The sequence below is a fragment of the Streptomyces sp. A2-16 genome, from assembly GCF_018128905.1.
Lineage (GTDB): Bacteria > Actinomycetota > Actinomycetes > Streptomycetales > Streptomycetaceae > Streptomyces.
This window is the reverse complement of record NZ_CP063808.1, coordinates 6336013-6348658: the sequence shown is the minus strand read 5'-3', so window position 1 is coordinate 6348658 and position 12646 is coordinate 6336013. Positions and strand designations below refer to the sequence as shown.

Annotated in this window: 10 protein-coding genes; 8 read left to right on the top strand and 2 right to left on the bottom strand. The window is 70.6% G+C overall.

Annotation, left to right across the window (positions count from 1 at the left end):
• Positions 1-4 precede the first annotated feature (4 nt).
• From IOD14_RS28420 to IOD14_RS28410, 3 genes are read left to right on the top strand one after another with little or no spacing between them, the layout of a single operon-like run.
• Positions 5-595: a TetR family transcriptional regulator gene (locus IOD14_RS28420; protein WP_123987656.1), complete on the top strand. Its 591-nt coding sequence runs from the start codon at positions 5-7 to the stop codon at positions 593-595.
• Between the two features lie 54 nt (positions 596-649).
• A complete protein-coding gene (locus tag IOD14_RS28415; protein ID WP_123987655.1) occupies positions 650-997 on the top strand; it encodes a VOC family protein in 348 nt (115 codons plus the stop codon).
• A gap of 54 nt (positions 998-1051) precedes the next feature.
• Positions 1052-3427 carry an excinuclease ABC subunit UvrA gene (locus IOD14_RS28410; protein ID WP_123987654.1) on the top strand — a complete coding sequence of 792 codons (2376 nt, stop codon included), beginning with the start codon at positions 1052-1054 and terminating at the stop codon, positions 3425-3427.
• A gap of 156 nt (positions 3428-3583) precedes the next feature.
• Here IOD14_RS28410 and IOD14_RS28405 read toward each other — a convergent pair whose 3' ends face one another.
• On the bottom strand, positions 3584-5704 hold the full coding sequence (locus tag IOD14_RS28405) for a PAS domain S-box protein (RefSeq protein ID WP_249126095.1): 2121 nt from the start codon (positions 5702-5704) through the stop codon (positions 3584-3586).
• Between the two features lie 257 nt (positions 5705-5961).
• Here IOD14_RS28405 and IOD14_RS28400 point away from each other — a divergent pair, with 257 nt between their 5' ends.
• From IOD14_RS28400 to IOD14_RS28385, 4 genes are all read left to right on the top strand, one after another.
• Positions 5962-7047 (top strand): S-(hydroxymethyl)mycothiol dehydrogenase, encoded by a 1086-nt coding sequence (locus IOD14_RS28400; RefSeq protein ID WP_123987651.1) that lies wholly within the window; start codon positions 5962-5964, stop codon positions 7045-7047.
• Positions 7048-7207: 160 nt separating this feature from the next.
• A complete protein-coding gene (locus IOD14_RS28395) occupies positions 7208-7570 on the top strand; it encodes a bifunctional 3-phenylpropionate/cinnamic acid dioxygenase ferredoxin subunit (RefSeq protein ID WP_037710117.1) in 363 nt (120 codons plus the stop codon).
• Positions 7567-8727 (top strand): FAD-dependent oxidoreductase, encoded by a 1161-nt coding sequence (locus IOD14_RS28390; protein WP_174269060.1) that lies wholly within the window; start codon positions 7567-7569, stop codon positions 8725-8727. The genes IOD14_RS28395 and IOD14_RS28390 overlap by 4 nt, the downstream gene beginning before the upstream one ends.
• 121 nt (positions 8728-8848) lie before the next feature.
• Positions 8849-9976, top strand: a complete 1128-nt coding sequence (locus IOD14_RS28385; protein WP_123987650.1) for an aromatic ring-hydroxylating dioxygenase subunit alpha — start codon at positions 8849-8851, stop codon at positions 9974-9976.
• On the opposite strand, the gene IOD14_RS28380 is transcribed toward IOD14_RS28385, so the two are convergent.
• Positions 9964-10710 carry an IclR family transcriptional regulator gene (locus IOD14_RS28380; RefSeq protein WP_123992528.1) on the bottom strand — a complete coding sequence of 249 codons (747 nt, stop codon included), beginning with the start codon at positions 10708-10710 and terminating at the stop codon, positions 9964-9966. The genes IOD14_RS28385 and IOD14_RS28380 overlap by 13 nt on opposite strands.
• 208 nt (positions 10711-10918) lie before the next feature.
• On the opposite strand from IOD14_RS28380, the gene betA reads away from it, so the two are divergent.
• Entirely contained in the window at positions 10919-12589 is a 1671-nt protein-coding gene (betA, locus tag IOD14_RS28375; RefSeq protein ID WP_212671905.1) for a choline dehydrogenase, read from the top strand.
• Positions 12590-12646: the final 57 nt, after the last annotated feature.

Genomic DNA, 12646 nt, shown 5'->3' with positions numbered 1-12646 from the left:
ACGCATGGCACGCATGCCGTCGGCCGAACGGCGCAGACAGCTGACGGAGGCGGCGATCAGGGCGATGGCCCGGGACGGCGTCGCGAGGACGACGACCCGGTCCATCGCCGCCGAGGCCGGGGTGTCCCTCAGCGTCTTCCACTACTGCTTCGACTCAAAGCAGGCCCTGATCGAGGCCGTGATCACGACGCTCACCGACCACTCGGTGAGCGTCGTCCAGGAGGCACTGCGGCCCAGGGACACCCTGGAGGAGACCGTGGCCGCCGGGTTCCGGGCGTACTGGGACCACGTCCGCGCCAACCCCGAGGCGCACATGCTCACCTACGAACTCACCCAGTACGCCCTGCGCGAGCCCGGGTTCGAGCACCTGGCCCGACGCCAGTACGAACTCTACGGCGAGGCCTACGCCGAGCTGATCGAGCAGCTCCGCAAGGGGATGGATCTGGAGCTGAGGGTGCCCGTCTCCGTGCTGGCCCGCTATCTCGCGGCCATGACCGACGGGCTCACCCTCAACTACCTGGTCCTCGGTGACGCGGGCGCCTGGGCGGACATCCTCGACACGGTCACGGAGCACATCGCGGGCCTGGTGCGCTGAGACCGGTCAGGATTCGAGAAGCGCCGGCCCGGGGCCGTGGCTAGCGTGACGGACATGGACTTCACGATCCGGGCGAGCTTCCTCCCGCACGACGACCCCGAGGCCTCGCTGGCCTTCTACCGGGACGTCCTGGGCTTCCAGGTCCGCGGTGACGTCGGCCGTGGCCGGATGCGGTGGATCACGGTCGGTCCCGCGGGGCAGGCCGGCACGTCCCTCGTCCTGTGCCCGGCGGGCGACGAGCCCGGGCTCCTGCTCGCCGCTCCCGACCTCGACGCCGTCTTCGAGCGGCTCCAGGCCCGGGCCGAAGTGATCCAGGAGCCGATCGAGCAGCGGTACGGCATCCGGGACTGTGCCTTCCTGGACCCCGCGGGACATCTGATCCGGGTCCAGGAGCTGCGCTGAGACGCGCGCGTCGACATAGTGTTCGAAGTTGTCGTAACGGGAGGACGAAAGATCATGAGCAAGGCCACTTCGGGCGACCGGCACGCCGCTGACAGCCACGACCTGATCCGTGTGCACGGGGCGCGCGAGAACAACCTCAAGGACGTCAGCATCGAGATCCCGAAGCGCCGGCTCACGGTCTTCACCGGAGTCTCCGGCTCCGGCAAGAGCTCCCTGGTCTTCGACACCATCGCCGCCGAGTCGCAGCGGCTGATCAACGAGACCTACAGCGCCTTCGTCCAGGGCTTCATGCCGACCCTGGCGCGGCCCGAGGTCGACGTCCTCGACGGACTGACCACCGCGATCACCGTCGACCAGCAGCGTCTGGGCGGCGACCCGCGCTCCACCGTCGGCACCGTCACCGACACCAACGCGATGCTGCGCATCCTCTTCAGCAGACTCGGCACCCCGCACATCGGCTCGCCCAAGGCGTTCTCCTTCAACGTCGCCTCGATCAGCGGTGCGGGCGCGGTCACCGTGGAGCGCGGCGGACAGACCGTGAAGGAGCGCCGCAGCTTCAGCATCGTCGGCGGCATGTGCGCGCGCTGCGAGGGCCGGGGCACGGTCAACGACATCGACCTCGCCCAGCTCTACGACGACTCCAAGTCCCTGAACGAGGGCGCCATGACCATCCCCGGCTACAAGGCCGGCGGCTGGAACTACCGCCTCTACAGCGAGTCCGGCTTCTTCGACGCGGACAAGCCGATCCGCCGGTTCACCAAGCGCGAGCTGCAGGACTTCCTGTACCGCGAGCCGACCCGGATGAAGATCGCCGGCATCAACATGACCTACGAGGGTCTCGTCCCGCGGATCCAGAAGTCGATGCTCGCCAAGGACCGCGAGTCCATGCAGCCGCACATCCGCGAGTTCGTGGACCGCGCGATCACCTTCATGGTGTGTCCCGACTGCGAGGGAACCCGGCTCAACGACGGCGCCCGCTCCTCGAAGATCAAGGGGATCAGCATCGCCGACGCCTGCGCCATGCAGATCAGCGACCTCGCCGCATGGGTGCGCGCGCTGGACGAGCCGTCCGTCGGGCCGCTGCTGACCGCGCTGGGGGAGACCCTCGACTCGTTCGTGGAGATCGGGCTCGGCTATCTCTCCCTCGACCGCCCCTCGGGCACGCTCTCCGGCGGCGAGGCCCAGCGCACCAAGATGATCCGCCACCTCGGCTCCTCCCTCACCGACGTCACCTACGTCTTCGACGAGCCCACGATCGGGCTGCACCCCCATGACATCCAGCGCATGAACAACCTGCTGCTGCGCCTGCGGGACAAGGGCAACACGGTGCTGGTCGTGGAGCACAAGCCGGAGACGATCGCGATCGCCGACCATGTCGTCGACCTCGGTCCCGGCGCCGGTACGGCGGGCGGCACGGTCTGCTTCGAGGGCACCGTCGAAGGGCTGCGCACCAGCGAGACCGTCACCGGCCGTCACTTCGACGACCGGGCCGGCATCAAGGACACGGTCCGCAAGGCGACCGGGGCGCTGGAGATCCGCGGTGCGAGCACGCACAACCTCCAGGACGTCGACGTCGACATCCCGCTCGGCGTGCTGACCGTGATCACCGGGGTCGCCGGATCCGGCAAGAGCTCGCTCGTGCACGGGTCGATCCCGGCCTCCGAGGACATCGTGTCCGTGGACCAGGGCGCCATCCGCGGTTCGAGGCGCAGCAACCCGGCGACGTACACCGGACTGCTCGAACCGATCCGCAAGGCGTTCGCGAAGGTCAACGGTGTGAAGCCGGCACTGTTCAGCGCGAACTCCGAAGGCGCCTGCCCGACCTGCAACGGGGCCGGGGTCGTGTACACCGACCTCGCGATGATGGCCGGGGTCGCGACGACCTGTGAGGAGTGCGAGGGGAAGCGGTTCCAGGCCTCGGTCCTCGAGTACCACCTCGGCGGGCGGGACATCAGCGAGGTGCTCGCGATGCCGGTGACGGAGGCGGAGGAGTTCTTCAGCACCGGCGAGGCGCGCACGCCGGCCGCGCACCGGATCCTGGAACGCCTCTCGGACGTCGGGCTCGGCTATCTCACCCTCGGCCAGCCGCTCACCACACTGTCCGGCGGTGAGCGGCAGCGGCTGAAGCTGGCGACCCACATGGGGGACAAGGCGGGCGTGTACATCCTCGACGAGCCGACCACGGGTCTGCACCTCGCCGATGTCGAGCAGCTCCTCGGTCTGCTCGACCGGCTCGTGGACTCCGGCAAGTCCGTCATCGTCGTCGAACACCACCAGGCGGTCATGGCCCACGCCGACTGGATCATCGACCTCGGCCCCGGGGCGGGCCACGACGGCGGGCGGATCGTGTTCGAGGGGACACCGGCGGAGCTGGTCGCGACGGGGGCGACGGTGACGGCGGAGCATCTGGCGGCGTACGTGGGGGAGTGACACGGCGTTCGGGGCGTCGCACGGCGTTCGGGGCGGGCACGGGGCGTCGCAGGGCGTGCGGGGCGGGCACGGCGTCGCAGGGCGTGCGGGGCGGTCGTGGGGCGTTTCCGCTCGCGCGGCTCCGGGCCCGTCCGGGCGCTCGCGCGCGAGCCGGTCTCACAGCTTCAGCGTGAACCAGGTCGTCTTGCCCTCGTCCGTCGGGCGGACGCCCCAGGTGTCGGCGAGGGTCCTGACCAGGAGGAGGCCGCGGCCGGACTCCTCGTCGTCGGCGGCGCGGCGGGGCTGGGGCAGATGCGGGCTGTGGTCGCTCACCTCGACGGTGAGACCGGTGGCCGTGCGGCACAGGCGGACGCCGATGGGGCCCTCGGCGTGCTGGACGGCGTTGGTGAGGATCTCGGAGATCAGAAGCAGCGCCTCGTCCGCCAGGGAGACGCAGTCCCAGGAGAGCAGGGCCTTGTTCAGGAAGGCCCTGCCCTCCGGGACCGACGAGGGGGCGGAGGCGAGGTCGGTGGTCACCGCGTCCGGCGGCGCGTCCGGCAACTGGGCGAGCAGGAGGGTGACGTCGTCGTTGTGGCTCTCCGCGTCCGGCAGCAGGCCGGCGAGGACGTGGTCGGCGGCGGCCTCCAGGCACGGCGGGACGAGGAAGAACTCGGCGAGCACCGAGGTGAGTTCACCGACGCGTTCCTCGATGTCGCTGCCGGGAGTCTCGATGAGGCCGTCGGTGTAGAGGATGAGGGTGGCACCGGGCGGGACCGCCACGGACGACTGCTCGTAGAGCACGTCACCGACCCCGAGCGGCGCGTTGACCGGTACGGCCAGGCTGCGCACCCCCTCGCCGGGGATGGCGACCAGGGTCGGCAGATGGCCGGCGGAGCAGACGGTGACCGTGCCGGTGTCCGGGGCGATCGTCAGATAGCAGCAGGTGACGAGCTGGTCGGGGACGTCGAGGTCGGTGACGCAGCTCTCCAGCTCCTGCATCAGCTGCCGTGGCTGCATCCCGGTCTTGGCGAGAGCGTGCGCGGCCGAGCGCAGCTGGCCCATGACGGCGGCCGCCTCCAGGCCGCGGCCCATGACGTCGCCGATGAGCACCCCCACGCGCCCGGCCCCGAGGGGGATCAGGTCGAACCAGTCGCCGCCGACGCCGGCGCCCTGGGTGGCCGGGCGGTAGCGGCTGGCGGTGGCGAGGCCGGGCAGGGCGGGCGGGGTGCCCATGAGGCTGCGCTGGAGGGTGAGCGCGATGTGCCGCTGCTGCTCGTACAGTTCGGTGAGTTCGGCCTCCGCGCGTTTGCGGTCGCTGATGTCCCGGACGATGGCGCAGGCTCCGACGACCTTGCCCTGGGTGTCCCGGGTCGGCCACAGGGTGACGTCGACGTCCAGAAGGGCGCCGTGCTTGGTGACCCGCAGTGTCTCGAAGTGCTCCACCTTCTCGCCGTGCCGCAGCCGTTTCAGCAGGGCGTTGATGTCGCCGTGCAGTGCGGCGGGGGAGAGCATCGACACGTGGCGGCCGATGGCCTCCTCGGCGGTGTAGCCGTACAGCCGCTGGGCGGCCGCGTTCCAGTAGGTGATGTAGCCGTCCAGGGTCTTGGCGAGGATCGCGTCCTGGGAGGACTCGACGAGCGCGGCCAGTTCGTTGATGCGGGCCTCGGCGGCCTTGCGGTCGCTGACGTCCCGGACGGCGGCGGAGACCAGCAGGCCGTCCGCCGTCTCCATCGGGCTCAGGCTGATCTCGACGGGGAACTCGGTGCCGTCCTGGCGCAGGCCGTGCAGATCGAGTCCGGCGCCCATCGGCCGGACCTGGCGGTTGGCGGCGTACCGGCCGCGGTGCACGCCGTGCTGGCCGCGGAAGCGGTGCGGCATGAGCAGTTCGACGGGACGGCCGAGCAGGTCCTCGCGGGCGTAGCCGAAGAGTGCCTCGGTCTGTGCGTTGACGAGCTTGATGATCCCGGCGTCGTCGACGATGACCATGGCGTCCGGCGCGGCCTCCAGCAGCCCCCGAAACCGCTCCTCGGCGGCTCCGGAGACGGGGGGTGCGGAGCGGGGGCGTCCCGGGACGGCTGCCTTCGGGGTGAGGATGTCCGGGGCCAGGGCCGGGGCCGGGGCCTCTGCGGTGGGGGCTCCTGAGACGGCCGTACAGGAAGTCCCCGCCCCTGAGGCGGCCGCAGCCGAAGCGCCCGCCCCCGACATGCCCGCCCCCGGAGAACCCCCGCCGCGCAGGCACGCGTGCTGGGTGTCGGGCTGTGTCTGCCCCGGTGGCTGTGGATTCACGACGTTGCCCATGTCCATCCCTGCCCGTGCGTGCGCCGGTCGGGGCCATCTCAGTGCACCAGGGCGCTCACCGTGGGGACATGTCGTCAACTGTCCTTTCTTGACCCAACCCCTTCGAGGGGCGGATGGACCTGTCCGGAAGGGTCCGTCGCGGCGATCCGGCCGGAACCGACCTCTTGACCCGTGGCCGACCCTCCTCGATGCTCAGTTGCGCATGGTGATGCGTGTATCGGATGAGGCAACCCGCAGGTCTGCCGGAGGAGTGACCCATGGCTCATGAGGTTCGTGCTGTCGTCGCCCGCGCGAAGGGAGCCCCGGTCTCCGTCGAGACGATCGTGGTCCCCGACCCCGGACCGGGCGAGGCGCTGGTGAAGGTCGAGGCGTGCGGGGTCTGCCACACCGATCTCCACTACCGGGAGGGCGGGATCAACGACGACTTCCCCTTCCTGCTCGGACACGAGGCGGCCGGACGCGTCGAGGCCGTCGGCGAGGACGTCACCGGTCTGGAACCGGGTGACTTCGTCATCCTCAACTGGCGGGCGGTGTGCGGAAAGTGCCGGGCCTGCAGCAAGGGCAGGCCCTGGTACTGCTTCGCCACCCACAACGCGACCCAGCCGATGACCCTGCTCGACGGCACCCCGCTCTCGCCCGCCCTCGGCATCGGTGCCTTCGCTGAGAAGACCCTGGTCGCCGCCGGACAGTGCACCAGGGTGGACCCGGCGGCCCCGGCCACCGCCGCGGGACTCCTCGGCTGCGGTGTGATGGCGGGCTTCGGCGCGGCCGTGAACACCGGTGCCGTGGGCCGCGGGGACTCCGTCGCCGTCATCGGGTGCGGCGGCGTCGGCATGGCCGCCGTCGCGGGGGCACGGCTCGCGGGCGCGACCAAGGTCATCGCCGTCGACGTCGACACGCGCAAGCTGGAGCGGGCCACGAGGATGGGCGCCACCCACACCGTCGACGGCTCGGCGACGGACGTCGTGGCGGCGGTGCGCGAGCTGACCGGCGGCTTCGGCGCCGACGTGGTCGTCGAGGCGGTCGGCCGCCCCGAGACGTACCGGCAGGCCTTCTACGCCCGTGACCTCGCCGGCACTGTCGTGCTGGTCGGGGTGCCGACCCCGGAGATGAAACTGGAGCTGCCGCTGCTCGACGTCTTCGGGCGCGGTGGTGCCCTGAAGTCCAGCTGGTACGGCGACTGCCTGCCCTCGCGCGACTTCCCGGCCCTCGTCGACCTCTACCTGGGCGGGCGCTTCGACCTGGACGCCTTCGTCTCCGAGACCATCGGCCTCGGGGACGTGGAGAAGGCGTTCGAGAAGATGCACCGCGGCGAGGTGCTGCGGTCCGTGGTGGTGCTGTGAGCGGGCGCGCGGTGTTGTGCATCACGCAGAGCGTTGCACATGAAGCAACGCGAAATCCCCGATGCGTCCGTCCTTTGGACTCCTTGACAAGGGTTTGCGGCCGCCCTCAAACTGACGTTGCGTTCAACGCAATCCGTTTCGCTATACGCACCGAGGTGTCATGATGATTCCCGCGTGCCGTCTCGTGGATCTCCCCCGAGGCGAGGCCTACCGGCTCGACATCGATCCGCCGGTCTCGGTGTTCCACACCGACGACGGCGAGGTCTTCGCCATCGACGACACCTGCACCCATCAGGACGCCTCGCTCGCCGACGGCTGGCTGGAGGGCTGCGAGGTCGAATGCCCGCTGCACGCCTCGAAGTTCGACCTGCGCACCGGTGCCGTCGACGCCCCGCCGGCCAAGCGTCCGGTGCGCACCCACGAGGTCCACGTCGAGGACGGCATGATCTACGTCCGGCTCTCCCTGGACGCGCCCAACCTGCCGCCCTGCGTCGCGGCCAGGCTCGCCGGCGGACCCGCGTGAGGACGGTCGCCGTGGTGGGCGCCTCGCTCGCCGGTCTGTCGGCGGCGCGCTCGCTGCGGAAGCAGGGCTACGACGGACGGCTCGTCGTCATCGGCGACGAACTCCACCGTCCGTACGACAGGCCCCCGTTGTCCAAGGAATTCCTGGCCGGCTCCCTGGGCGAGACCGATCTCGCCCTGGAGTCGGACGAGGAGGACCTGCGGGTGGAGTGGCTGCTCGGCGTCCGCGCCGTCGGCCTCGACGGCCCGCAGCGCGCCGTACGGCTCGCCGACGGCAGCCAGGTACGGGCGGACGGCGTCGTCATCGCGACCGGCGCCGCCGCCCGGACCCTGCCCGGCACGGACGGTCTGGCCGGGGTGCACACCCTGCGCACCCTGGACGACGCCCGCGCCCTGCGCGACGAACTGGCCCGCGGCGGACGGCTGGTGGTGATCGGCGGCGGCTTCATCGGCGCCGAGGTCGCCTCCACCGCGTACGCCCTCGGGCTCGACGTGACCGTCGTGGAAGCCGCCCCCACCCCGCTGGCCGGACCTCTCGGCGCGACCATGGGCGGGATCGTCTCCGCGCTCCACGCGGACCACGGCGTACGGCTGCTGTGCGGCGTGGGCGTCAGGGGACTGGCCGGCGAGGGCCGCGTCGACACCGTCCTGCTGGAGGACGGCCGTGGCATCCCCGCCGACATCGTGGTCGTGGGGGTCGGCGCCCGGCCCTGCGTCGAGTGGCTCGCGGGCTCCGGTCTCGAACTCGACGACGGCGTCAGGTGCGGCGCCGACGGCCGCACCGGTCTGCCCGGCGTGGTCGCGGTCGGCGACTGCGCCTCCTGGTACGACCCGCGCGCGGGCCTGCACCGTCGCGTCGAGCACTGGACCGGCGCCCGGGAGCGGCCCGACGCGGCCGTGACCGCGCTGCTGGCGGGCGGCGCGGTGGAACCGGCCACGCCGAGGCCGCCGTACTTCTGGTCCGACCAGTACGGCGTGAAGATCCAGTTCGCCGGTCACGCGGCCGCGGCCGACAGCGTGACGATCGAGGAAGGCGCCCGGGACGACCGCAACGTCCTGGCCGTCTACCGGCGCTCCGGGCATCCGGTCGCCGTGCTCGGGATGAACCAGCCGCGGCTGTTCATGCGCTGGCGCAAGCAGCTCGCCGCGGCGGCCTGACACACGCGCAAGCCGCTCGCCGCAGCGGCCCGGCAGCACCGCCGCTGTCGCTCCGTTCAGAACGCCGTCCGCTCGTCCCGGCGTGCACCACAGGCCCACGACGTTCCCCGAGGAGTGCACTGTGACCTCGACCAGCCTGCCCGACAGCCTGATCGCCACCCTCCCCGGCGCCGCCTACACGGATCCCGGGATCTTCGCCCAGGAGCAGGACCGCATCTTCGAAGCGATGTGGTTCTGCGCCGTGCGCGCCTTCGACCTGCCCAAACCCGGCGCCTTCAAGACCGTGCAGGTGGGCCGGGAGAGCATCCTGGTCACCCGCGCGCGGGACAACTCGATCCGCGCCTACTTCAACGTCTGCCGGCACCGCGGGGCCAAGCTGTGCACCGAGGAGTCCGGCGAGGTCAAGCGTGCCTTCCAGTGCCCGTACCACGCCTGGACGTACGACCTCACCGGAAAGCTCGTCGCCGCGCCCAACCTGACCAAGATGCCGGACGTGGGCCGCACCGAGTACGGACTGGCGAGCGTGGCCGTGCGCGAGTGGCTCGGCTATGTGTGGGTGTGCCTCGCGGAGGACCCGCCGCCCTTCGACGAGGTCGTGCAGGACGTGATCGACCGCCTCGGCGACACCGAGTCGATCGAGCGCTACGGCATCGAGGACCTCAGGGTCGGCCGGCGCATCGTCTACGACGTGAAGGCCAACTGGAAGCTGATCATCGAGAACTTCATGGAGTGCTACCACTGCGCGACGATCCATCCCGAACTCACCGAGGTGCTCCCGGAGTTCGCCGACGGATACGCGGCGCAGTACTACGTGGGGCACGGCGCGGAGTTCGGCGAGGACGTCAGGGGCTTCACCGTCGACGGTTCGGAGGGCCTGGACCGCATTCCGGGGGTCTCCGAGGACCAGGACCGGCGCTACTACGCGATCACCGTGCGACCGCAGGTGTTCGTCAATCTCGTGCCCGACCACGTGATCTTCCACCGGATGTACCCGCTGGCCGTCGACCGGACGATCGTCGAGTGCGACTGGCTGTACCTGCCGCACGTCGTGGAGTCCGGGAAGGACGTCAGCCGGTCGGTGGAGCTCTTCGACCGGGTCAACCGGCAGGACTTCGACGCGTGCGAGCGCACTCAGCCGGGGATGGGCTCACGGCTGTACGCCAAGGGCGGTGTGCTGGTGCCCAGCGAGCACCACATCGGCGAGTTCCACGACTGGGTCCAGGCCCGGCTGGGGGCTCAGCCCAGGTAACCCATGCGGTGGCTGATCTCCTCGGCGCCCTTGACCAGGACCGGGGCGAGCTCGTGCAGGCGCTCCTCGGAGAGCCGGTACGAGGGTCCCGAGGCGCTGAGCGCCGCGATGACCTCCCCGTCCCGGTCGCGCACCGGCGCGGCCATGGCGTGCAGGCCCAGCTCCAGCTCCTCGAGGGCCCAGGCGTAACCGCGCTCCCGGGCCTCGGCGAGGTTCTTCTCGAGCTTCGTCTTCGCGGTGATGGTGCGCGGGGTGACCTTCTTCAGGCCGGCCTCCGTCAGCAGCGCGGAGCGCTCCTTGGCGGGCAGGTGGGCCAGCAGGATCTTGCCGCTCGACGTGGCATGCAGCGGGGTCAGCTGGCCGACCCAGTTCTGCGCGGTGACGGCCCCCGGGCCGCGCACCTGGTACAGGTTGACGGCGTAGCGCTCCTGCATCACGGCGAGGTTCACCGTCTCGCCGAGCTCCTCGGCCAGGTCCTCGCAGACCGGGCGGCTCTGCTGGGTGATGTCGATGCGTCCGGTGACCGCGCCGGCCAGGCGCACGATGCCGAAACCGAGGCGGTACTTGCCGCGTTCCCCTGCCTGTTCCACCAGGCCGCGCGCTTCCAGAGCGCCCAGGAGCCGGAACGCCGTGGACTTGTGGACGTCGATCTCGGCGGCGACCTCGCTGACGCCCGCCTCGCCGCGCTGGGCCAGGATCTCCATCACGTGAATGGCCCGGTCCACGGACTGCACTCCGCCGCTCGACGACCCTGTCGTTTCGTTATCCGGGTTGTAGTTGCTCACAACGCAACTATACGGCGGGTAAACAACAAGGGCGGAAGTATGTTTCGCGGACCCTGTGCATATGTCGTGCAAGTTGCGCGCTTCGCAACCTGGTGCGTATCACGCTACTCGTACTAGCATGCCGCGCGTATCTACGGCGCGAGCGAGACGAGGCACCATGGCTCCTCAGCAGTACGACTTCGTCATCGTCGGCGGTGGATCGGCCGGCAGCGCACTGGCCAACCGGCTCTCCGCCGACCCGGGAAACCGGGTGCTGGTCCTGGAGGCAGGGCGGCCCGACTACCCGTGGGACGTCTTCATCCACATGCCCGCGGCGCTGACCTATCCGATCGGCAGCCGTTTCTACGACTGGAAGTACGAGTCCGAGCCCGAGCCCCACATGGGCGGTCGGCGCGTCTACCACGCCCGCGGCAAGGTGCTGGGCGGCTCCAGCAGCATCAACGGCATGATCTTCCAGCGCGGCAACCCCATGGACTACGAGCGCTGGGCCGCCGATCCCGGCATGGAGACCTGGGACTACGCGCACTGCCTGCCGTACTTCAAGCGCATGGAGAACTGCCTCGCGGCCGACCCTGACGACGAGTTCCGCGGCCACGACGGCCCGCTCGTCCTGGAGCGCGGCCCGGCCACCAACCCGCTCTTCACCGCCTTCCAGAAGGCCACCGAGGAGGCCGGCTACGCGCCCACCGAGGACGTCAACGGCTACCGGCAGGAAGGCTTCGCCAAGTTCGACCGCAACGTCCACCGCGGACGCCGGCTCTCCGCCTCCAAGGCCTACCTGAAGCCCGTCAGGAAGCGTCCCAACCTCACCGTCACCACGCGCGCCCTCGTCACCCGCGTCCTCTTCGAGGGCAGGAAGGCCGTCGGCGTCGAGTACCGGCGCGGCCGCGGGGCGCTCCAGCAGGTGCGCGCCAAGGAGGTCATCCTCTGCGGCGGCGCCATCAACTCCCCGCAGCTGCTCCAGCTCTCCGGCATCGGCAACGCCGAGGAGCTGCGCGCGCTCGGCATCGACGTCGTCCACGACCTGCCGGGCGTCGGCGAGAACCTGCAGGACCACCTGGAGGTGTACATCCAGTACGCCTGCAAGCAGCCCGTCTCCATGCAGCCGTATCTCGCGAAATGGCGCGCCCCCTTCATCGGGCTGCAATGGCTCTTCCGCAAGGGCCCCGCGGCGACCAACCACTTCGAGGCGGGCGGCTTCGCGCGCAGCAACGACGACGTCGACTACCCCAACCTGATGTTCCACTTCCTGCCGATCGCGGTCCGCTACGACGGCTCGGTGCCCGCCGGCGGACACGGGTACCAGGTGCACGTGGGCCCCATGTACTCCGACGCCCTCGGCTCGGTGAAGATCAGGAGCAGGGACCCGGAGGAACACCCGGCGCTGCGCTTCAACTACCTGTCCACCGAACAGGACCGCCGCGAGTGGGTCGAGGCGATCCGCGTCGCGCGCAAGCTGCTCAACCAGCCCGCCCTGGCCCCCTTCAACGGCGGGGAGATCTCGCCCGGCCCGTCCGTCGAGACCGACGAGGAGATCCTCGCCTGGGTCGCCAAGGACGGCGAGACCGCCCTGCACCCCTCCTGCACCTGCAAGATGGGCACCGACGAGATGGCCGTCGTCGACCCGGCCAGCATGCGCGTCCACGGCGTCGAGGGGCTGCGTGTCGTCGACGCCTCGGTGATGCCCTATGTCACCAACGGCAACATCTACGCGCCGGTGATGATGATCGCGGAGAAGGCGGCGGACCTCATCCTCGGCAAGGAGCCGCTCGCCCCTTCCGAGGCCGTGTACTACCGGCACCGGGACGCCCGTACGCAGGCGGGGTAACCCAGTTTTTTCGCGGGGCCGCTTGTACCGGAAACCGGCCGTGCCGGGGCTGCGCGC

Coding starts and splice junctions, on each gene's coding strand:
- IOD14_RS28420 (WP_123987656.1), top strand. CDS start 5: ATGGCACGCATGCCGTCGGCCGAACGGCGCAGACAGCTGACGGAGGCG.
- IOD14_RS28415 (WP_123987655.1), top strand. CDS start 650: ATGGACTTCACGATCCGGGCGAGCTTCCTCCCGCACGACGACCCCGAG.
- IOD14_RS28410 (WP_123987654.1), top strand. CDS start 1,052: ATGAGCAAGGCCACTTCGGGCGACCGGCACGCCGCTGACAGCCACGAC.
- IOD14_RS28405 (WP_249126095.1), bottom strand. CDS start 5,704: ATGGGCAACGTCGTGAATCCACAGCCACCGGGGCAGACACAGCCCGAC.
- IOD14_RS28400 (WP_123987651.1), top strand. CDS start 5,962: ATGGCTCATGAGGTTCGTGCTGTCGTCGCCCGCGCGAAGGGAGCCCCG.
- IOD14_RS28395 (WP_037710117.1), top strand. CDS start 7,208: ATGATGATTCCCGCGTGCCGTCTCGTGGATCTCCCCCGAGGCGAGGCC.
- betA (WP_212671905.1), top strand. CDS start 10,919: ATGGCTCCTCAGCAGTACGACTTCGTCATCGTCGGCGGTGGATCGGCC.